Here is a 20,981-nt window from a genome sequence, read left to right as displayed (position 1 = left end):
CATGGACAACCCGATCCTGACCCGCGCCGAGCTCGAGGCGCGCCGCGGCGCGAAGTGGGCGTACTTCGGGCCGGACCATCTGCCGTCCTGGGTCGCGGACATGGACTTCCGGGCGCCGGAGGCAGTGACCGAGGCACTGGCGCGGTTGGTCGCGGAGTCCGACTTCGGCTACGCGATCCGCGGCGGAACCCTCCTCGGTCCCGCACTCGGCCGGGCCTTCGCCGCGCGGATGCGCGACCGGTTCGGCTGGGAGGTCGACCCGGCGCGGGTTCTCGCCTGCACCGACCTGGTCCAGGGCGTCTTCGACACCGTCCAGGCATTCAGCGCGCCCGGTGACGAGGTGGTGGTCCAGGGCCCGACCTACGACCCGTTCCGGGAAGGTATCGAGGACAGCGGCCGAGTCATGGTCGTCGACCACATGCGGTACGCCGATCGCGGCTGGTCGGTCGATCTCGACGGGCTCCGCGCCGCGCTCCGCGACTCGCCGCTGCTGCTCTTCTGCCACCCCCACAACCCCACCGGTCGGGCATTCACGCGCGACGAGCTGCTGGCGATCGGCGAGATCGCCATCGAACAGGACGCGGTGATCGCGAGCGACGAGATCTGGGCGGACTTCATGCTCGACTCCGCGCAGCACATCCCGTTCGCCTCGGTCAGTCCCGAGATCGCCGAGCGGACCGTCACCATGTACTCGGCCGGCAAGTCGTTCGGCCTCGCCGGTCTGCGCTGCGCCGTCCTCCACTTCGGCTCGGCCGCGCTGCAGGAGCGGTTCCACGCCACCTTCCCGCCCCGGATGCTCGGCGGCGCGAACATCATGGGGGTCGAGGCGACCACCGTCGCCTGGGAGTCCGGCCACGCCTGGTTCGAGCAGGTCCTCGACATCATCAGGACGAACCGGAGCCGGATGGAGGCGTTCCTGGAGCAGTACGGCGACCGGCTCGACGCGGCGTACCCGACCTCGACCTACCTGTACTGGGTCGACTGCGGCCGCCTCGGTCTCGAGGAGCCCCCGGCCGAGTTCTTCAAGCGGGAGGGCGGCGTGGTCTTCACCCCCGGTGCCGAGTTCGGAGCGGCCTACGCGCCGTTCGTCCGGGTCAACCTGGCCACGTCCCCCGAGATCTTCGACCAGATCCTGGCCCAGGCCGCAAAGGCGCTGGACAACCTCAGCGCGGCCGGACCCCATGGCTGAGGAGCGGAGGACCGCGGACGTCGTCATCGTCGGCGGGGGCATCGTCGGTCTCTCGATCGCGCTGTCACTAGCCGAGAGCGGCCTCATGGTGACCGTCCTCGACAAGGACGTTCCAGGGCACGCGGCGTCGTCGCGCAACGGCGGTGGCGTCCGCCAGCAGGGACGCGCCCTCCCGGAGCTGGCACTCGCCGGACAGGCGATCGCCGCGTGGCCCGAGTGGGGCGACCGCCTCGGCGGCCCCACCGGCTACCGGAGGACGGGCCATCTCGTCGTCGCCGCGAACCCCGCTGAGCTGCGCGGACTCGAGGAGCGACGTGCGGCCGAGGTGACCCACGGGCTCGAGACGGCGATCGTCGACGAAGCCGCGGTCGCGGAGCTGGCGCCCGGCCTGGCACCGGGCCATGTCGGCGGCAAGCTCTGCGCGACCGACGGGATGGCGCTGCCCGCGGTGGTCATGCAGACCATGCGCGTCGCCGCCCTCCGCGCGGGCATCGACCTCCGGGGTCACGCGGAGGTGATCGGTCTACGGCTGAACGGGCGGTCGGTCACCGGAGTGGACCTGGCCGGCGGCCGGAGCGTCTCCGCCGGCCTGGTGGTCAACGCCGCCGGGCCGTGGGCGCCGGCCCTGGCCGCCATGGCCGGTGTCTACCTCCCGATCGCGCCGAGCCGGCTCCACATGTTCCGCACCGTCCCGCTCGACCAGACGTTCGCGAGCGTCTGGGTCGCCCGGGCGTCAATGGACCTCAACGCCTGTCAGTGGGAGGACGGCTCCGTCCTCTTCGGGGGCGCGACCCGGCCGGACCCGACGCAGTGGACCTTCGACCTGGCGCCGCATCCCGCCTTCGTCGCGGACGCCCGGGCGAAGGCCGCCGAGGTCGCTCCCATGCTCGCGTCCGCGGCGCTCGCCCGGCGTTGGACCGGGATCCGCGAGTTCACCCCCGACCTGCTTCCGCTGATCGGCCACCCGGACGACGTCGAGGGACTCCTCACCTGCGCCGGGTTCAGCGGTCATGGATTCGCGCTGGGGCCCGTGATCGGCGACCTGGTGGCCGCATGGATCCGGTCCGGGGAGCAGCCCTCCGCCCTGGCGCCGTTCGCGCCGAGCCGCTTCGCCGTCGTCGAGAGCCCCTTCAACCAGCCGCCGGCGCCGTGGGGCGGCGCGACCACGGCGGTCGTGCCCAGCACGCGCCCCCATGTCCCGCCCACCGACGTGGATGACGGGCCGTTCACCCAGCACAGCGGAGCACCGCTGGGCTTTCCCCTCCCATCCCCTCTGGAGAGTCCGTGATCACCACCTTCGACCACGTCATCGTCCTGGCCCGTGACATCGAGGAGTGCGCCCGCTCCTTCGCGGCGGCGGGCTTCGCCGTCACCCATCGCGAGGACGAGGGGGGCCATATCGCCGAGCATCGCTTGGTCTGCTTCCCGGACGGCTCGTACCTCGAGCTCTACGCGTTCGACCGCGACAACGACCAGGCCCGCGCGCACCGGTGGTTCCCGTACGACGAGCTCGGCGAAGGCTTCTGCGACTACTCGGTGTCCACCGCGGACCTGCGGGGCGTCGTGGCCGCGGCCACCGCTGCGGGCGTCGCGAACTCGGGCTTCGCCGAGGGCGGCAAGAAGCGGGTCGACGGGGAGGAGTGGGTGCTGCGGATGACGATGCTCGGCCTCGGCGTCGCCGGCCCCGAGCTTCCCTTCGTCCTCGAGGACGTCACCCCGCGCGGCGTCCGTGTCTCCGGCACCGCTGGGCACGACAACGGCGCGACCGGCATCCGCGCGGTCACCGTCGTGACCGGAGACCCGGCGCCGGCACACGCCGGGCTGGTGCTGCTGACGGGCTGCTCCGAGCCGGCCCGCAGTGAGGACGCGAACGGCACCGTCGTCGCCTACCCCTTCGGCCCGCGTGAGATCAGGCTGCTGGTCCCGGCTGCGGGCACCGAAGCGGCCCGCCGGCTGGAGGCTGCCGGCCCCGTCGTCCATGAGATCGAGATCGCCTCCGGCACCGATCGCGGCCTCCTGGATCCAGGCGGCCTGCACGCCGCCCGCATCGTCCTGTCCGCCACCAGCCTCTGAGGAGGGCACATGTCCGCAACCGCAACCGTCCAGACCCGCACCACCGGCCAGCCCGGCCGCTACATCCTGTCCGCCGAGGGCCGGCACCTCGTCGTCGACGCCTCCGCCATGACCGGAGGCGTCGCCGAGGCCTTCGTGGCCCAGGAGCTCCTCGTCGGAGCACTCGCCACCTGTGCCCAGGCCGTCGTCTTCGCCAAGGGGGAGGAGTACGACCTGCGCCCGTCCTCGGTCACGGTGACGGTCGAGTCCGACCGCGACCCGGAGGCCAGCCCGCCGGTCTACTCGTCGATCACGATGGACTTCGTCATCGAGGGTCTCGCGCAGGAGGACGCCCAGCGGCTGGTCGACGAGTTCACCTCCCTGTGCCCGATCTACTACACGGTGTCCCAGGCGGCGCCGATGACCGTCACCGTCCGCGTCACGCCCTGAGCACAGCACCAGGATCCAGGAGGAGCGCATGAGCGAGGGCCGGGACTTCCAGGTGCACAGCTCCCACTGGGGGCCCTACGAGGCACGTCTCGTCGACGGCCACCTGGAGGTCCGGGCCCAGGCCGGCGACGCGGACCCGGCGCCGCTGCTGGAGAACATCCCGGACAGCCTCCGCCACGCGACCCGGGTCGACCGCCCCATGGTGCGCGCCTCCTGGCTGGAGCGCGGTCCGGGCCCCGGCCCACGGGTGGGTCCCTTCGTCCCGATCTCCTGGGACGAGGCGGCCGACCTGGTCGCCGGGGAGCTGCGCAGGGTCATCGACCGGCACGGCAACCGAGCGATCTTCGGAGGCTCCTACGGCTGGTCGTCGGCGGGCCGGTTCCATCACGCCCAGAGTCACGTGCACCGGTTCCTGAACGTCCTCGGCGGGTACGTCGGCTCGCGCGCCACCTACAGCGCCGGCGCCGCGGAGGTCTTCTTCCCCCATGTCGTCGCCGGGGCCGAGGTGGTCGCCCGCCTGTGGCACGAGTGGGAGGACGTCGTCGAGAACGCCGAGCTGGTGCTCGCCTTCGGCGGGCTGCCCCGGAAGAACACGTTCGTCGCCAGTGGCGGCATCGCCGAGCATCGCGTCGACGGGTACCTGCGGCAGCTCTCCGAACGGGGCGCGACCGTGGTCAACCTCAGCCCGCTCCGCGACGACTATCCGCCGCACCTCCCGTCGACCTGGATCCCGGTCCGGCCCTTCGGCGACGTCCCGCTGATCCTGGCGATGTGCTGGGTCCTGATCTCCGAGGACCGCCACGACACGGACTTCCTGGATCGCTACACCGTCGGCTTCGAGCAGGTCCGCCGCTATGTGCTCGGGGAGAGCGACGGAGTGCCGAAGGACCCGGCCTGGGCGGCGCCGCTCTGCGACGTACCGGCCGACGAGATCATCGCCCTGGCCCGGCGCGCCTCCGAAGCGCGGACGCTGATCAACACCACGCACTCGCTGCAGCGCTCGCAGCACGGGGAGCAGCCGCTCTGGGCCGCGCTCACCCTGGCCTGCCTGCTCGGCGAGGTGGGGCATCCCGGCCGGGGCTACGCGTACTCGCTGGGCTCCATGGGCAACAACGGCGCCCCGCCGATGGCGTTCCCGGTCCCGGCGCTGCCGCAGGGCGCCAACCCGGTGCGCGACTTCATCCCCGTCGCGCGGATCGCGGACCTCCTCCTCGGTGCGGGCGAGACCTACGACTACGACGGGCAGGTGCTGACCTACCCGGACATCCGGCTCGTCTACTGGGCCGGCGGCAACCCCTTCCACCACCACCAGGACCTGTTCCGGCTCCGCGAGGCGTTCACCCGACCGGACACGGTGGTGGTGCACGAGCAGTACTGGACCTCGACAGCGCGGCTGGCCGACATCGTCCTCCCGGCGACGGTCTCGCTGGAGCGCCGGGACCTGGGCGCCGGCCGGCACGACCGCCGCCTGATCGCGATGCACCAGGTCGCCGCGCCGCACGGCGAGGCGAGGGACGACTTCGAGATCCTCGCGTCGATCGCCGAGCGTCTCGGCGTCGCGCGGGCGTACACCGGCGGCAGGAGCAGCGACGTGTGGCTCCGGGAGATGTACGAGGACCTGCGGGGATCGGCTGCCGACGTCGGGGTGTCGGCGCCGAGCTGGGACGAGTTCTGGCGGGCCGGCGGGATGCCGATCCCGCCGCAGCCGCGGGAGGGGTCGCCGATCGAGCTCTTCCGCCGCGACCCCGCCACCCACCGGCTGCCCACGCCGAGCGGACGGATCGAGCTCTACTCCGAGGAGATCGCCTCGTTCGGGTACGACGACTGCTGGGGTCACGTCGCGTGGTTCGAGTCGACCGAGCGCGTCAGCGACCGGGATCTCGCGGACGGGTGGCTGCAGCTGCTGGCCAACAACCCCGCGACCCGCCTCCACAGCCAGCTGGACCCGGGCTCCTTCAGCCAGGCGTCCAAGGTGGCCGGTCGCGAGCCGGTCCGGATCCATCCCGATGACGCCGGCCCCCGCGGCATCGGCGACGGGGACGTCGTCCTGATCAGCAACGAGCGGGGGGCCTGCTTGGCCGGCGCGGTCGTGTCGCCCGACGTGAAGGCGGGGGTGGTCCAGCTGTCGACCGGCGCCTGGTTCGAGCCGGTGGAGGTCGACGGCAAGGAGCTGTGCATCCACGGCAACCCGAACGTGCTCACTGCCGACGTGGGCACCTCGCGCCTGACCCAGGGATGCAGCGGCCAGCTGGCCAGGGTTCGCGTCGCCCGGTTCGACGGCCGTGCGCCCGATGTCCGCGTGACGCGGGCAGCGCCCGGCTGAGCTCGCCGGACGCGTGCTGGTCAGGCCCCGGGCCGGACCCGCGCCGCGACGGCCGCCTCCACCCGGCGCCGCACCTCCTCCATCGAGCCGGTGCCGTCGACGCGGTGCAGGAGACCCCGCTCGCCGTAGGCCCGGACGAGGGGAGCGGTCTGGTCGGTGTACACCGCCAGCCGGTGCCGGACGACCTCCTCGGTGTCGTCGCTGCGCCCGCTCACGGCGGAGCGGCGCAGGATCCGCGCGACGAGCTCGTCGTCGGGGACGGTCAGCTCGACGACACCGTCGACAGCGGTGCCGCGGGCGTCGAGCAGCTCGTCCAGCGTGGCCACCTGGGCGTCGGTGCGCGGGTAGCCGTCGAGGACGAAGGAGTGGGCGGCGTCCGGCCGGGCGAGGCGGTCGCGCACCATGTCGTCGGTGACCGCGTCGGGGACGTACTCGCCGGTGGCGAGGTACTTCTCCGCGAGCCGGCCGAGCTCGGTACGCCGGTCGATGTGGTCGCGGAAGAGGTCGCCGGTCGAGATGTGCGGCCCGCCGACGAGCGCCGCGAGGGCGCCGGCATGGGTGCCCTTGCCGGCGCCGGGCGGGCCCATGATCAGCAGCCGCATCAGTCGTCGGCCCCCTGCGCGGGGGCGGACATGCCGGCGGCGATCAGGTCCATCACCGAGCTGTCGGCCAGGGTCGTCGCGTCTCCCACCGTGCGGTGCTCGGCGACGTCGCGGAGCAGCCGCCGCATGATCTTGCCGGAGCGGGTCTTGGGCAGCTCGGGGACCACGACGACCTGCTTCGGCTTGGCGATCGGGCCGATCTCGCGGGCGACGTGATCGCGCAGCGCGGCCACCAGCTCCTCCTCGGGAGTGTCCGCCGACTCGCGGAGGATGACGAAGGCGACCACGGCCTGACCGGTCGTGTCGTCGGCGGCGCCGACCACGGCGGCCTCGGCGACGGTGGGGTGGGAGACCAGGGCCGACTCGATCTCCGTGGTCGACAGCCGGTGCCCGGAGACGTTCATGACGTCGTCGACGCGACCGAGCAGCCAGATGGCGCCGTCCTCGTCGCGGCGCGCGCCGTCGCCGGCGAAGTACATGCCCTCCCAGCGCGACCAGTAGGTGTCCCGGTAGCGCTCGTCGTCGCCCCAGATCGTGCGCAGCATCGAGGGCCAGGGGTCGCGGACGACCAGGTAGCCGCTCTCGCCGTTCGCCACCGAGCGGCCGGCGTCGTCGACGACGTCGGCGGTGATGCCGGGGACGGGGGCCATCGCCGACCCCGGCTTGGCCGCCGTGACTCCCGGCAGCGGGCTGATCATGTGGCCGCCGGTCTCGGTCTGCCACCAGGTGTCGACGATCGGCGCCGTACCGCCTCCGATCTGCTCGTGGTACCACCGGTGCGCCTCGGGGTTGATCGACTCGCCGACCGAGCCCAGGATCCGCAGGCTGGAGAGGTCGTACTTCGCGGGGATCTCCTCGCCCCACTTCATGAACGTCCGGATCGCGGTCGGAGCGGTGTAGAAGAGCGTGACGCCCTTGTCCTGGATGATCTCCCACCACCGGCCGCGATGCGGGGTGTCCGGGGTGCCCTCGTAGAGCACCTGGGTCGCGCCGTTGGCGAGTGGTCCGTAGACGAGGTAGGAGTGGCCGGTGACCCAGCCGATGTCGGCCGTACACCAGTACACGTCGCCGGGCTTGTGGTCGAAGACGCCCCAGAACGTGTAGGCCGTCTGGACGAGGTAGCCGCCGGTGGTGTGCAGGATGCCCTTGGGGGAGCCGGTGGTGCCGGAGGTGTACATGACGTAGAGCGGGTGCTCGGCGTCGAAGGCCTCGGGGACGTGCCGCTCCGACGCCGCGGGGACGGCGTCATGCCACCACAGGTCCGTGGCGTCGTCGAAGGGCACGTCCTGGCCGGTGCGGCGGACGACGAGCACGTGGTCGACCGGGTTGTCCCCGGCCAGCTTGGCCAGCGCCTCGTCGACAGCCGGCTTCAGCGGGGACGCGGTGCCGCGGCGGTACCCGCCGTCGGCGGTGATGACGATCTTCGCCGCGCAGTCGGCGATCCGGCTCGCGAGCGCGTCGGAGCTGAAGCCGCCGAAGACGACGGTGTGCGGAGCGCCGATGCGGGCGCAGGCCAGCATCGCGACGACCGCCTCGGGGATCATCGGGAGATAGAGCGCGACCCGGTCCCCGGCCCCGACGCCGAGCTCGGTGAGGAGGTTGGCGGTCCGGCACACCTCGGCCTGCAGCTCGGCGTACGTGATGTCGCGGCTGTCGCCGGGCTCACCGACGAAGTGCAGCGCGACCCGGTCGCCCGCGCCGGCCTCGACGTGGCGGTCGACGCAGTTGTACGCCGCGTTGAGCCGTCCGCCCACGAACCACTTCGCGAACGGCGGGCTCGACCAGTCCAGCACCTCGGTGAACGGCTCGGCCCAGTCGAGGCGGGCGGCCTGCTCGGCCCAGAACCCCAGCCGATCGGTGGCCGCCCGCTCGTAGGCGTCGGCCTGCAGGTTCGCCTCCCGGGCGAGGTCGGCGGGCGGGTTCAGCACCATCGGGTGGTGCACCGTCGGGTCGGTGTCGTGGGACATCTGATCTTGCCTCCGTGGGGTGCGCCCGCGAGAATCACGGGAGCGTCGTGGTCTGCGCCACATGCTCAGGTGCCCGAGCGTCCGGCCGGCACGTCCGAAGGTAGGTAGTGGTGTCCGTGGATCTCATGCGCCCGAGCGACATGGCGCTGATCAAGCAGGCCAGCCGCGAGGTCCGCCAGACGATCCGTGGCGCCGTCTCCTTCGCCGGACTCTGCGACCAGGGCCAGGTCCGGGTCACCGCGGTGGCCGGCGCGGCCACCCGGAAGCTCAGCTCGATCGTGCTCGCGCCCTCACGCGGTCTGGGCGGCCGCAGCTGGGACGTCCGGCGGCCCCTGGTCGTCGACGACTACGCGTCCGCCGACGAGATCACCCACGAGTTCGACGACCAGATCCTCAGTGAGGGCATCGTCACCCTCGCCGTCGCGCCGATCATCGTGCGGCGGCGGATGCGCGGCCTGCTGTACGCCGGCACCCGCTCGCCCGCCCAGGGGCGTGAGCTGGTGCGCTGCCTGGAGCGGCAGGCCGGCCAGGTCGCCCACGAGCTCGACGTCCGCGACCAGGTCGACCTGCGCCTGCGCATGCTGCTGGCCGCCGACGCGATCCGCGCCGTGCCGGCGCGCTTCGCCGGCGTCCGGGCCGGCTCGGCCGGGGGCGCGCCGGCGGCCGGCGAGCCGGAGCCCGTGCTCACACCCCGCCAGGTCGAGGTCCTCACCCTGGTCGAGCTGGGCCTGCGGAACGCCGAGATCGCCGAGCATCTGGGGCTCTCCCTGCCGACCGTGAAGAGCTACCTCCGCGCCGCGATGGCCCGGCTGCACGCCGGCACGCGGCAGGCGGCGGTCGTCGAGGCCCGCCGGCTCGGCCTGATGGCGTAGCGCTCACGGCGACTCGCCCCCTGTCCCGACGGGTGACCGGATGGCGCCCGCCGTCGTCCGCTCGGTTCGGTCACAGTATTTGTACGATCGTTCTAATTGAACTATCGTACAAACCATGCGGAGGATCCGGGACGAGAAGGGGGCGGCCGATGGCCTCCCGGCGCCGGCGGGCCCCCGGGAGTGGGCGGGCCTGGCCCTGCTGGCGCTGCCCACGCTGCTCCTGGGGCTCGATGTCACGGTGCTCTACCTGGTCCTCCCGGCCATGGCGGCCGAGCTGGGCCCGTCGGCGACCCAGACGCTGTGGATCATGGACGCCTACGGCTTCCTGCTGGCGGGCTTCCTCGTCACGATGGGCACGCTCGGGGACCGGCTGGGTCGCCGGCGGCTGCTGATGGTGGGGATCGCGGCGTTCGCCGCGGTGTCCGGGTTCGCCGCGTTCGCCCCGGGGCCGGAGCTGTTGATCCTGGCGCGGGCGCTGCTCGGGGTGGTGGGGGCGACGCTGATGCCCTCGACCCTGTCGCTGGTCTCGACCATGTTCCCCGACCCTCGGCAGCGGGCGGTCGCGATCGGCGTGTGGGCCACGATGTTCGCCGCGGGCATGGCCGCCGGGCCGATCGTGGGTGGACTCCTCGTGGACGCCCTCTGGTGGGGTGCGGCGTTCCTGCTCGCCGTGCCGGTCGCCGCGGTCGTCCTGGCCTGCGGCCCGTTGCTCCTGCCCGAGTACCGCGATCCGGGAGCGGGACGCCTCGACCCGGCCAGCGTGGTGCTGTCGCTGGCGGCGATCCTGCCGCTCGTCTACGCCGTCAAGCACGCCGCGTCCGGTGGTCCCGACGCCGGCGCCCTGGCCGCCTCGGTGGCCGGCGTGGTTGCCGGCGTCGCGTTCTGGCGGCGCCAGCGCCGACTGGAGGACCCGCTGGTCGACGTCAGCCTGTTCCGCGACCGGGCGTTCGGCGCGGCGCTCGCCGTACTCCTGCTGGGGCTGACGGGGGTGGGCGGCACGATGTACCTGGTCACCCAGTACCTGCAGCTGGTCGACGGGCTGTCGCCGTCCGCCGCCGGTCTGTGGATGGGCCCGCCGGCGATCGCGATGGTCCTCGCCGGCATCGGCGCGCCACTCCTGGCCCGGCGCATCCCGCCCGGCCTGGTCATCGGCGGCACCCTGGGCATCTCGCTGATCGGCTACGCGCTGCTGGCCACGGTGGGTCGCGGCGACGAGCTGGCCGTCGCCGCCGGGTTCGGATTCGTCTACCTCGGCCTGGGGGCGATCGCCGCGCTGGGCACCGACATCGTGGTCGGCGCGGCGCCACCGGAGAAGTCCGGATCGGCGGCGTCCCTGTCCGAGACCGTGCAGGAGCTGGGCATCGCCATCGGGGTCGCCCTGCTCGGCAGCCTCACCACGGCCGTGTACCGCAGCCGACTCGCTCTTCCCGACGATGTCGCCGACGCCGAGGCCGCCGCCCTGGTCGACGGTCTCGGTACGGCGTCGGCGGTCGCCGGCGAGCTGCCTCCGGGCGCCTTGGCCGACGCGCAGCTCGCGTTCACGGCGGGTCTGAACGTCGCCTCCGCGGTCGCCGGACTCGTGATCGCCGTGGCCGCCGCCCTCTCCCTGCACCGCCTGCGTCGGCTGCCTCGGCTCGGCCGCATGCCGACCCCGGACTCCGCTCGGTGAGCCGCGGCGGGACTATCCTGCGGGCAGAGGAGGGGATGTGCCCAAGGATGACGGCGAGCCCGCGGACGGGCGATTCGCTCGCGGCGCCCGGCGTCGGGCCGAGATCATCGAGGCCACGCTGGCGGTGGTCACCCGGGACGGCGCCGCAGGCGTCACCCACCGCACGGTCGCTCGGCAGGCGGGCGTCGCGACCTCGCTGAGCACCTACTACTTCGCCACTCTCGACGACCTCCTCGTCGCCGCCCTCACCAGTGTCGCCGACGACTACACCGCCAAGATCCGCCAGATCATCGACGGCGGCGACGACCGGCTCACCGGCCTGGCCGCGCTCATCGCCGAGTCCGGGGGGCCGGGCCGCGAGCGGGCCCTGGCCGAGCGGGAGCTGGCCACGCTCGCCGCCCGCCGACCCGCGCTGCGCCCCGTCGCCCGCCGGTGGCGGGAGAACATCGCCGAGCTCGCGACCACCCTCACCGACGATCCCGTCGCCGTCACCGGTCTCGTCGTCGCCGCCGACGGCCTCTGCACCGCTGTCCTGCTGGACGACGAGCCGGCCGACCCGGACCGGCTCCGCGCCGTCCTGGCCCGGGCGCTGGGGACAGCGTCCTGCTGAGCCCGGCGACGTGGCCGGCGTTGCGACCTGGAGTCATCCGGCGTTAACATCGCCATATGACGATGAATGTCCGGGTGGAGCCCACCGCCAGTGCGCCCACGGAGCGCGGGGAGGCCCCGGACCGCCGAGCGCGCCTGGCCCGCCGAGCCCGGCTGCTGGCGGCGACGTCGGTCGCGTACAACGTCGTCGAGGCCGTGATCGCGGTGAGCGCCGGGCTGGTCGCCGGGTCGGTCGCCCTGATCGGCTTCGGCCTGGACTCGGTGGTGGAGGTGAGCAGCGGGCTGATCATCCTGTGGCAGTTCCGCCACCCGCTGCCCGCATCGCGGGAGCGCCGGGCGCTGCGGCTGATGGCTCTCTCCTTCTTCGCGCTCGCCGCCTACGTGGGCGTCGAGTCCGCGCGTGCATTGGTCGGTGGCCAGGACCCCGATCCGTCCGCCGTCGGCATCGCGCTGGCGGCGGCCTCGCTGGCGATCATGCCGTTCCTGTCGTGGGCGCAGCGCCGCACCGGGAGGGGCCTGGGCTCCAACGCCGTCGTCGCGGACGCGACCCAGACCCTGCTGTGCACCTACCTCTCGGCTGTGCTCCTGGCCGGCCTGCTGCTGAACGCCACCCTCGACTGGTCCTGGGCGGACCCGGTGGCCGGCCTCGTGATCGCCGCGGTCGCGGTGCGCGAGGGGATCCAGGCCTGGCGCGGCGAAGGCTGTTGCGCTCCGAGCGCGACCGTGGGCGTCGCCGCCGGCGACTGCGCCGACGTGTGCTGCGCGGGCGCCCGCTCGTCCGCCGGCGGGGCGTCGGGGCCGCCTGCGGCGGTTCGCTGAACGCCCGCCCCGCGGCCTCGGGAGCCGACCTGGGGCGACGACGTGCTGGCCTACGACCTGACGCGCTGAGAGCGAGTGGAGTGTTCGACGGCGCCGGGGCGGGTACCGCGAGGTCCGTCGTCGATCCCAGGGAGTGTCATGACCAGGTCGGGGGCCGTTCCGGCCGACGTCCACCGCGCGCGGCATCGCTCGCTGTGGTCGGACGGCGTCGAACAGCCGGAGCGCGAGCCGCTGCGCGGTGATCTGTCGTGTGATGTGGCGGTCGTCGGCGGTGGCATCACCGGCCTGACCGTCGCGCTCCTGCTGGCGGAGGAGGGGCTGTCGGTCGTGCTGGTCGAGCAGCACCGGCTGGTGGCGGGGACCAGTGGCCGCACGACGGCGAAGGTGACCTCCCAGCACCACCTCACCTACGCCCGGCTCCTGCTGAGCCGTGGTCCGCAGGGGCCGGCGACGTACGGCGCGGCGATGGAGGCCAGCAAGGAGAGGGTCGTCGAACTGGCCGACGGGATCGACTGCGACCTGAGGCGCCGTCCGGCCTACCTCTACGCCACGCGGACGCCGGAGCGTCTACTGGTGGAGGTCGAGGCCCGCGCCGCGCGAGGAGCGGGCCTGCCGGCGAGCCTGACCGACGACGTCCCCGTCCCGTTCGCCACGAAGGGCGCGCTGCGCTTCGACGACCAGGTCGAGCTCCACCCGGTCCGCTACCTGGTCGGACTGGCCGAGCGGTTCGAGCGGGCCGGCGGCCGGATCTTCGAGCACACCCGGGCGACCGATGTCGAGGAGGACAGCACCCACTGCCGGGTGCGCACCGAGCAGGGGGCGCTACGGGCGGGCCAGGTCGTGGTGGCGACCCTCCTCCCGTTCCTGGACCGCGGCGCCCACTTCGCGCGGGCCTACCCGAGCACGTCGTACGTCGTGACGGCACGGGTGCGGGGCGACCTGCCGGACGCGATGCTGCATGCGGCCGCGCCTCCCACGCACTCGATCCGCGCAGTCCCCTTCGGGGACACCGAGCTGCTCATGGTGCTGGGGGAGAGCCATCACACCGGTTCGGGGAAGGCGACGCCCGCGCGCTACGAGCGTCTCGCGGCGTTCGCCACCGACCACTGGGACGTTGTCTCCTTCGAGCATCGCTGGTCGGCACAGGACTTCACGTCCGACGACGGCGTCCCCTACATCGGCGCGGTGAACTGGCGGTCCCGGCGGGTGCATGTCGCCACCGGCTACAAGAAGTGGGGCATGACGGCCGGCACCCTGGCCGCGACGCTGATCACGGGCGCGATCGTCGGGCGCGCCAACCCCTGGGCGCGCTTCTTCGCGGCCGACCGGCTGCATCCGCTCGCCGAGGGCGTCCGGTTCGCCACCGAGAACGGCAAGGTCGGACTCCGCTTCGTCGCCGGGCGCATCGCGTCCGGGCGGGGCGACGTGGCCGATCTTGCTCCCGGCGAGGCGGCGGTGCTGTCCGATGGGGGCGAGCGGGTCGCGGCGTACCGCGATCCGGCCGGCGTGGCCCACGTCGTCTCGGCGACCTGCACCCACCTGGGCTGCGCGGTGGCGTGGAACGCGGCGGAGACGACCTGGGACTGCCCCTGCCACGGATCCCGGTTCGCTCCCGACGGCGACGTCCTCGAGGGGCCGGCGACCGTCCCGCTGGCGCCGCGCTAGCGAGGAGCGACCGGCTGCTCGGAGATGCTGCGGGTATCTCCTCGTCATGAACAGCAAGCACCCTGGCCACCCGGAGCGGAAGGGGATCGCCGAGCACGTACGACGGTGGGGCGCGGTCTATCTGCTCCTCCTGCTCTTCGTCGGGTCGTGGGCCGGACAGTTCCTCACCCAGCTCGCCGAGTTCCGCAGCGACCAGCAGCTGCACGGCGAGCCGTTCGTGTGGTCGGACTACCTCGTCGACTTCTTCGCCAGCACCTTCGAGAACTGGCAGAGCGAGTGGCTGCAGCTGATCTTCCAGGCGATCCTCCTGCTCGGGGCGAAGCACTGGATCTTCCGCGTCGACGCCGAGGACATGGAGCGGCTGGAGCGCAAGGTCGACTCGATCGCCGAGCGGGTCGGCGTCGACATCGACTCCTCGGCCGAGCCGGAGCCCGAGCGCGCGGAGTCGTCGTCCCCGGGAGCGGCGTCATGACGATGCCGCGGATCGCGGCGGCCACGCCGCCGGCGCCGCAGACCATGGCGTTCGGGCCGCTGTCGATCTCCTTCGACCACCGGGTCCTGGCGCCCCGCGCCTGGACCGCCGCCCAGTCGCGTTGGGCGCGCGAGCTGCTCGACGACGCCCCGCCCGGGCCGGTCCTCGAGATCTGCAGCGGCGTGGGTCACATCGGCCTCCTCGCCGTGCACGGGACCGAACGGCACCTCGTGTGCGTCGACGTCGATCCGGTCGCGTGCGACTACGCCGTGGCCAACGCGGTCGCGGCCGGGCGCGCCGACCTGGTCGACGTACGGCGGGAGGAGCTGGGGTCGTTCGCGGCCGACGATCCGTTCCCCCTGATCATCGCGGACCCGCCCTGGGTGCGCACCGAGCTGGTCGGCTGCTTCCCGGCCGATCCGGTGCTGGCCATCGACGGCGGCGCCGACGGCCTGGACCTGGCGCGGGAGTGCGTCGCGGTGATCGACCGCTGCCTGCATCCCGAGGGCGCAGCCCTCCTCCAGCTGGGGTCCCTCGCGCAGGCGAATCTGCTGGCGGCCGACCTGCCGGAGTCGCTGGCTGTCGCGGAGACCCGGCCGGAGCCCGGACGGGGACTCGTCGTCAGGCTGCACCGCCGCTGATGCGGTGCAGCCCCGACGAGGTTCCTCAGCTCTCCGCCTGCTCCTCGAGGGTGTCGGCGAGCTGGTCCTTGCTCATCGAGGAGGCGCCGGAGACGCCGGCGTTCGCGGCCTGCTGCTCCAGCTCCGCCTTCGTGATGTCGGCGGGTTGCGCCCCGAGATGCTGCTCGCGGGCGGTGAGGAAGGCCGCGCCCAGCTCTACGCGCCGCGCTGCGTCCATCCGCTCGCGGATGCCGGGGAGCACGGTGCTCTCCTCCTCCTCGACATGGTGCTTGACCGCGTCGACGAGCTCGCGCAGCACCTCGGCGAACGCCGGGTCGTCGGGGTCGGTCGAGGCCACCCGCTTGGCGAGCTGGTCGGCCTCGAGATGCTCCTTCTGGCTGTGCTCGACATCGTCCTGCGCCCCCGCCTCGCGGGCGGCGGGATAGACCTCCGACTCCTCGGCGCGGCTGTGGGCGGTCAGCAGCGTGGTCATCACGGGGGTCAGGCCCGCGCGCTGCTCGGGGTGGCTCAGCAGCTCCTCGAAGAGCCGCTCCAGTTCGCGGTGGTCATGCATGATCAGGTCGACGACGTCTTCGCTCATGATCGGTACCTCGGTCTCGGGAAGGGATGACGGCGGGTCGGGCCACGCGCGACACGTGGCGCCGACTCTTTGTGAACTACCCGGCCGAGAGGACGGCAGACGGCCGCGGGGCGGGCCTCAGCCCTCGACCCGGGCGCCGGCCCGGCGGGCCAGCTCGGCGGCCAGATCGACGGCCTGGTCGTGGGACAGGACGAGGCCGGTGAGCGTGTCGGCCCAGATCAACTGGCCGATCTCCGCGCCGCGCACGTCGAGGTCGCCGACGGTCGACCGGTGCACCACCAGTCTCTCGATGCGGCTGCCGGGGAAGGCGACCCGCTTCCCCGTGGCCTCGGAGAGGTCGAGCTCCTCGATCCGGCAGTCCGTCAGGGTGACGTCGACGAGCTCGGAGCCGCGCAGGTTGACGTAGCTGGCCTTGACGCCCTGCAGGGCCACGCAGCTCCAGGTGGAGGTGTACGCCTCGAGGACGCCGATCCGGCCGCCCTCGATGATGAGGTCGCGCCACCGACCGCGCCAGCCGCGCAGGCTGACCAGCTCCGGTCGCTCCCAGCGCAGGTCCCGCAGCGTCGCGCGCTGCGCGTCGACGTTCTCGAAGCGGGCGCGGTCCAGCACGCACGACTGCAGGACCGCGTCGGACAGGGTGAGGAGCGCGCCGCTCGGCTCGGCGAACCGATGACCGTCGAGATCGGCCCGCGCCGAGAGCTGGTCGGGCGTCCCCTCGGTCAGCTCGGCGAGGTCGGGCCGGGGTGCTTGGGGTGCTTGGGCGCGGCTGGTCATCCGGACTCCTAAATGGGACACTCTGTACCACTTCATTCCTATCACGGCCGAGGAGGAGCGATGGGGGAGGCACGGGCCGACGTCCGGCGCAACCGGGAACTCGTGCTGGCGGCGGCGATCGAGGCGCTGAGCGAGGACGCCGAGGCCGGGATGGTCGAGATCGCGACGCGCTCCGGTCTGGGCCGCTCCACGGTCTACCGCCACTTCCCGACCCGGGAGGCGCTCATCCTCGGAGTCCTCGACGCGGTCGCCACCGCCGAGCGCGCCGCCGTGCGTGATGCCCTCACCGTCGCGGACGGAACGCACGCGCCCTCGCGGTCGCGATCATCCGGGTCGGCGTCGAGTTCCGGTCGGTGGCCGTGCACGCCCCGCTCGCCCTCGACGACGAGCTCCGGCACCCGGGTGCGGACGAGCCGCTGCTGGCCTGGCTCACGGATCAGGCAGCCTCGGGGACGCTGGTCGCGAGCCTGCCGCCGGATTGGATGTACTCGATGATCCACGGGACGGCACGCGCCGCGCTCGAGGACGTCCGGGCCGGGCAGCGGTCGGAGGCCGAGGCCGGTGTGCTCCTGGGCGAGGTGTTCGTCCGGGCCTTCGGGGTCGAGCTGCTGCCCCACTGATCGCCTATCCCAGCCCCTGGCGGGTCTCGTCGGCGCGGGCGACGACGGCGTCGACCGTCTCCTCGACCGTCAGGCCCGAGCTGTCGAGCCACAGCCCGATCCGGGGCGTGTCGGCCCGCAGGCCCCGGTCCAAATCCTCGGGCGTCCAGGCGCCGTAGCCGGTCTTGGCACGACCGGCCTCGCGTTCGGTCACCACACCGGGGGACGGGCACAGCACCACCACGCCCGCATCACGGCCCTGCAGCAGACCGGCCACCCGCCCCAGGGTCGGCCCCAGGATCACGTCCTGCCACGCGACGGTGAAGCCGGCCGCGGCGTACTCCGCCGCGACCGTCGCCGCCAGGCGGTGGCGCAGCTCCAGCTGGTGCATCGCCTCGACCGGCAGATCCGGCGTCACCTCGAGCCGGCCGGAGACGATCATCCGGCGGAACACGTCGCCGCGCAGATGCACGGCCTTCGGCAGCCGTTCCGCCAACGCCTGGGCGACGGTCGACTTGCCGGACGCCATGATGCCGGTGACGACGAGGATGCGGGGCAGGGGGTTCGGCAGCACGGGGCTCCTCGCTCGGGGACGGGACGGTACCGGCCATGGTGTCGTACGCCGGCCTCGTCGCCGGTGCCGCCGACCGCCCGGAGGGCCGGGTCGTCGGCATCGGGTGGCACACACACAGGGCATCAGCACTGCTGGTGCTGACGCCCGTCGGCTTGGTTGCTCGGAGTGTTCCGCGGAGATGATCGAACTGCCAGCATTCGTGGGGTGACGACGACAACCCCTTCTCCCACGGACGTTGACCACATCGGGCTGATCGTGCGCAGCATCGACCGCGCCAAGGCCTTCCTCGGCCAGACACTCGGCCTGACCCTCGTCAAGGAGACCGACTTCCCCGAGCGGGGCACGAAGGCGGCCTTCTTCCGGGTGGGCAACTGCGAGATCGAGGTCATCGAGTGCCTGCGGGAGGAGGCTCGTCGCGCCCGACTCGGCGACAACGAGGCGCGCATCGAGCACATCGCCGTGCAGGTCCCCGACCTGGACGCGCTCCTCGAGCACCTCGGCGGCGTGGGCGGCGAGATGGATGCCGCGCCCCTCCTGCACGACGGGGACCTGATGTCGTTCTCGGTGCCGGCCACCACCATGGGGGTCCGCTTCCAGTTCATCCAGAAGGGCGTCGAGCCCGCGGCCCAGGCATCCTGAGCGCCAGGACCCGGACGATGACCGAGACCCGCGACGGAGTAGCGCCCGCGACCGCCTCCGGAGCCGTAGTGTCTGCGGCGCGGGCGGTCGTCACCGGCGGGGAGGGCACACGGATGAGGCGGAAGCGGCGGCGTACCGGTCGCACCCGGCTGGCGCGGGCCCCCAAGCTCGCCACCGGGATCCTGCTGGTCACGGTGCTGGTCGCGGTGTTCGGCCCGATGATCTCCTCGTGGGACGCCACCGAGACCGACCTCGTCGCCCGGCAGCTCCCGCCCGCCTGGATGGACGGGGGAGACTCCAGCCACTGGCTGGGCACGGACCGGCAGGGGCGCGACATCCTCATCCGGGTGATGGTCGGTGCCCGGGTCTCCCTCACCATCGCGGCCCTGGTGATCCTGATCAGCTGCGTCATCGGCACCGCCCTCGGGCTGATCGCGGGCTACAAGGGCGGCTGGCTGGACGCGGTCATCACGCGACTCGTCGACGGCATGTCGGCCTTCCCGCCGGTGCTGGTCGCGCTCGCCGTCGCCGTCACCGTCGGCAGCAGCGTGTGGGTTGTGGTCGGAGTGCTCAGCCTGGTGCTCTGGTCCCGGTACGCGCGTCTGGTGCGGGCCGAGACGCTGTCGTGGAAGGAGCGCGAGTTCGTGCTCGCCGCCGTGGTGACCGGTTGCCGGCCCACCCGGATCGTGCTGCGCCACGTGCTGCCGAACCTGGTCAACACCGTGATCGTCTTCTCCACCCTGCAGGTCGGCTACGTCATCCTCTCGGAGGCGGCCCTGAGCTTCCTCGGCGCCGGCGTGCCGCCGCCGACGCCGACCTGGGGCGGGATGATCGCCGACGGTCACAACTACATCGACACGCTGTGGTGGATGTGGGTCTTCCCCGGCATCGCCATCGCGGGTGTCATCGTCTCGGCGAACCTGCTGGGCGACTGGTTGCGCGACGAGTTCGATCCGCGGCTGCGCCAGGTCTGACCACGCTCCGGACTCCTCGACGCGCGCCGACAGGCACGAAGGACAACGCACGAACAGGAAGGCTGGACAGATGCTCGACATCGTGGTCCGCAGCACGCGGGTGGTCACTCCGGACGGGGTCGTCGCGCTCGACATCGGGATCCAGGGCGAGGTGATCTCGTGCCTGGCCAGTCATGGGACCCTGGAGGGGCGCGAGCTGCACGACCTCGGTGACCGGATCGTCGTCCCCGGCGGCATCGATCCGCACGTCCACACCAGCCAGCCGATCATGCCGCCCGGCCTCGAGCCCGCGCCCGGCTCCGCGCACAACTGCACCCACGGGCTCTACAGCAGCTCGCCGACCGATGTCAGCCGGTCCGCGCTCTTCGGTGGTACGACGACCCTGGTCGACTTCGCGACCTGGCAGCAGGAGGGCACCCTCGCCGAGGCGCTGGCGGTCAACGAGAAGAAGTGGGCCAACCTCACCTACACCGACTACTCCGAGCACGTCATGCTGCTCGGCGACATCTCGGACGCGATCCTCGAGGAGATCCCCTCGATCGTCCGCGCCGGGCACCCCAGCTTCAAGATGTTCACGACCAATGTCTTCTCCGGGCGCGCGGGCCGCCGCGTGCACTACGGCCACATGCTCGACGTCTTCAAGGCGCTCGCGCCCGTCGGTGGCATGGCAGCGCTGCACTGCGAGGACGACGACCTGGTCGTGCACGCCTACGACCGCCATCTCGCCGCCGGCGACGTCCACTTCACCAAGATGCCGGACGTGCACACCGACCTGTCGGAGGAGCTCGCGATCAGACAGGTCCTGCGGCTCGGCGCCGCCGCGGGCTGCCGGCTCTACATCATGCACGTCAGCTGCGAGCTCGGGGTCGACGCGATCCGCGAGGCGCGTGCGGACGGCCAGGACGTGCACGCCGAGACGCTGCACCAGTACGCACTCTTCTCACGCGAGCACTACCACCGCCAGAACGGGCAGATCTACCACAGCTACCCCTCGCTGAAGGAGGCCCACGACTGCGCCTCGCTCTGGCAGGGGCTGAGCGACGGCACGATCGAGACGGTCGCCACCGACGGCGTGGTGACCACCCTGGAGCAGAAGCTGGTGGGCGAGCGCATCGACGACGTCACGGGCGGCAGCGCCGGCATCGAGGAGCGGATGGCGGTGACCTACTCGGGTGGTCTCAATCGAGGGATGTCGCTGTCCCAGCTGGCCGAGGCGACGTCCACGAACGCGGCGCGGTTGCTGGGCATGTACCCCAAGAAGGGCGTGATCCTGCCGGGCAGCGACGCCGATCTGGTCGTCCTCGAGTCCCGGGCGCCGGCGCCACTGCGCGCCGAGGACCTGCACCAGACCGACTACAGCCCCTGGGACGGCACCGAGGTCCGGCTCTGGCCCGTGCTGACGATGCTCCGCGGCACCGTCGTGGTGTCGGACGGGAAGCTGCTCGTGGACTCGCCGACAGGCGTCCGGGCGCCCCGCTCCCCGATGTCTGTGTGACCCCGGGTAACCCCCC

21 protein-coding genes are annotated in these 20,981 nt (G+C 72.7%); 16 read left to right on the top strand and 5 right to left on the bottom strand.

Annotation, left to right across the window (positions count from 1 at the left end; all coding sequences use genetic code 11):
• Position 1: 1 nt before the first annotated feature.
• From QJ852_22075 to QJ852_22055, 5 genes are read left to right on the top strand one after another with little or no spacing between them, the layout of a single operon-like run.
• On the top strand, positions 2-1,189 hold the full coding sequence (locus tag QJ852_22075) for an aminotransferase class I/II-fold pyridoxal phosphate-dependent enzyme (GenBank protein WGX95829.1): 1,188 nt from the start codon (positions 2-4) through the stop codon (positions 1,187-1,189).
• A complete protein-coding gene (locus QJ852_22070; protein ID WGX95828.1) occupies positions 1,182-2,477 on the top strand; it encodes an FAD-dependent oxidoreductase in 1,296 nt (431 codons plus the stop codon). The genes QJ852_22075 and QJ852_22070 overlap by 8 nt, the downstream gene beginning before the upstream one ends.
• The gene (locus QJ852_22065) at positions 2,474-3,262 is read left to right on the top strand and encodes a VOC family protein (protein ID WGX95827.1); all 789 of its coding nucleotides are present in this window, start codon (positions 2,474-2,476) and stop codon (positions 3,260-3,262) included. The genes QJ852_22070 and QJ852_22065 overlap by 4 nt, the downstream gene beginning before the upstream one ends.
• 9 nt (positions 3,263-3,271) lie before the next feature.
• Complete coding sequence (locus QJ852_22060) at positions 3,272-3,691, top strand: OsmC family protein (protein ID WGX95826.1); 420 nt, start codon at positions 3,272-3,274, stop codon at positions 3,689-3,691.
• 28 nt (positions 3,692-3,719) lie between these two features.
• Positions 3,720-6,014, top strand: a complete 2,295-nt coding sequence (locus QJ852_22055) for a molybdopterin-dependent oxidoreductase (GenBank protein WGX95825.1) — start codon at positions 3,720-3,722, stop codon at positions 6,012-6,014.
• Between the two features lie 20 nt (positions 6,015-6,034).
• Here the strand turns inward: QJ852_22055 and QJ852_22050 are convergent, their stop codons facing one another.
• Entirely contained in the window at positions 6,035-6,616 is a 582-nt protein-coding gene (locus tag QJ852_22050) for an adenylate kinase (GenBank protein ID WGX95824.1), read from the bottom strand.
• A complete protein-coding gene (acs, locus tag QJ852_22045; GenBank protein WGX95823.1) occupies positions 6,616-8,583 on the bottom strand; it encodes an acetate--CoA ligase in 1,968 nt (655 codons plus the stop codon). Before acs ends, QJ852_22050 begins: the two co-directional genes overlap by 1 nt.
• A 110-nt stretch (positions 8,584-8,693) precedes the next feature.
• Here acs and QJ852_22040 point away from each other — a divergent pair, with 110 nt between their 5' ends.
• From QJ852_22040 to QJ852_22010, 7 genes are all read left to right on the top strand, one after another.
• On the top strand, positions 8,694-9,455 hold the full coding sequence (locus QJ852_22040) for a LuxR C-terminal-related transcriptional regulator (GenBank protein ID WGX95822.1): 762 nt from the start codon (positions 8,694-8,696) through the stop codon (positions 9,453-9,455).
• Positions 9,456-9,570: 115 nt separating this feature from the next.
• Positions 9,571-11,124: an MFS transporter gene (locus QJ852_22035; GenBank protein ID WGX95821.1), complete on the top strand. Its 1,554-nt coding sequence runs from the start codon at positions 9,571-9,573 to the stop codon at positions 11,122-11,124.
• 37 nt (positions 11,125-11,161) lie between these two features.
• Positions 11,162-11,734: a TetR family transcriptional regulator gene (locus tag QJ852_22030; protein ID WGX95820.1), complete on the top strand. Its 573-nt coding sequence runs from the start codon at positions 11,162-11,164 to the stop codon at positions 11,732-11,734.
• Positions 11,735-11,796: 62 nt separating this feature from the next.
• The gene (locus tag QJ852_22025) at positions 11,797-12,552 is read left to right on the top strand and encodes a cation transporter (protein ID WGX99494.1); all 756 of its coding nucleotides are present in this window, start codon (positions 11,797-11,799) and stop codon (positions 12,550-12,552) included.
• A 138-nt stretch (positions 12,553-12,690) separates the two neighbouring features.
• Positions 12,691-14,217 carry an FAD-dependent oxidoreductase gene (locus QJ852_22020; protein WGX95819.1) on the top strand — a complete coding sequence of 509 codons (1,527 nt, stop codon included), beginning with the start codon at positions 12,691-12,693 and terminating at the stop codon, positions 14,215-14,217.
• 46 nt (positions 14,218-14,263) lie between these two features.
• On the top strand, positions 14,264-14,689 hold the full coding sequence (locus QJ852_22015) for a hypothetical protein (protein ID WGX95818.1): 426 nt from the start codon (positions 14,264-14,266) through the stop codon (positions 14,687-14,689).
• Positions 14,686-15,330 carry a methyltransferase gene (locus QJ852_22010; GenBank protein ID WGX95817.1) on the top strand — a complete coding sequence of 215 codons (645 nt, stop codon included), beginning with the start codon at positions 14,686-14,688 and terminating at the stop codon, positions 15,328-15,330. The genes QJ852_22015 and QJ852_22010 overlap by 4 nt, the downstream gene beginning before the upstream one ends.
• 25 nt (positions 15,331-15,355) lie before the next feature.
• Here QJ852_22010 and QJ852_22005 read toward each other — a convergent pair whose 3' ends face one another.
• Both QJ852_22005 and QJ852_22000 read right to left on the bottom strand, forming a co-directional pair.
• Positions 15,356-15,910, bottom strand: coding sequence for a hemerythrin domain-containing protein (locus QJ852_22005; protein ID WGX95816.1), 555 nt, complete (start codon positions 15,908-15,910; stop codon positions 15,356-15,358).
• A gap of 117 nt (positions 15,911-16,027) precedes the next feature.
• Entirely contained in the window at positions 16,028-16,684 is a 657-nt protein-coding gene (locus tag QJ852_22000) for a pentapeptide repeat-containing protein (GenBank protein WGX95815.1), read from the bottom strand.
• Between the two features lie 353 nt (positions 16,685-17,037).
• Between QJ852_22000 and QJ852_21995 the strand changes: the two genes are divergently transcribed.
• Complete coding sequence (locus QJ852_21995) at positions 17,038-17,304, top strand: hypothetical protein (GenBank protein ID WGX95814.1); 267 nt, start codon at positions 17,038-17,040, stop codon at positions 17,302-17,304.
• A gap of 4 nt (positions 17,305-17,308) precedes the next feature.
• Here QJ852_21995 and QJ852_21990 read toward each other — a convergent pair whose 3' ends face one another.
• Positions 17,309-17,857, bottom strand: a complete 549-nt coding sequence (locus tag QJ852_21990) for an AAA family ATPase (protein WGX95813.1) — start codon at positions 17,855-17,857, stop codon at positions 17,309-17,311.
• Between the two features lie 204 nt (positions 17,858-18,061).
• Between QJ852_21990 and QJ852_21985 the strand changes: the two genes are divergently transcribed.
• The 3 genes from QJ852_21985 (at position 18,062) to QJ852_21975 (ending at position 20,965) form a co-directional block, all read left to right on the top strand.
• Complete coding sequence (locus tag QJ852_21985; GenBank protein WGX95812.1) at positions 18,062-18,496, top strand: VOC family protein; 435 nt, start codon at positions 18,062-18,064, stop codon at positions 18,494-18,496.
• Between the two features lie 113 nt (positions 18,497-18,609).
• The gene (locus tag QJ852_21980) at positions 18,610-19,470 is read left to right on the top strand and encodes an ABC transporter permease (GenBank protein WGX95811.1); all 861 of its coding nucleotides are present in this window, start codon (positions 18,610-18,612) and stop codon (positions 19,468-19,470) included.
• A gap of 70 nt (positions 19,471-19,540) precedes the next feature.
• Positions 19,541-20,965: an amidohydrolase family protein gene (locus tag QJ852_21975; protein WGX95810.1), complete on the top strand. Its 1,425-nt coding sequence runs from the start codon at positions 19,541-19,543 to the stop codon at positions 20,963-20,965.
• Positions 20,966-20,981 lie beyond the last annotated feature (16 nt).

The sequence above is a fragment of the Nocardioides sp. L-11A genome (genome assembly GCA_029961745.1).
Lineage (GTDB): Bacteria > Actinomycetota > Actinomycetes > Propionibacteriales > Nocardioidaceae > Nocardioides.
The sequence above is the reverse complement of the archived record's forward strand: the minus strand, read 5'-3'. Positions and strand labels throughout refer to the sequence as shown.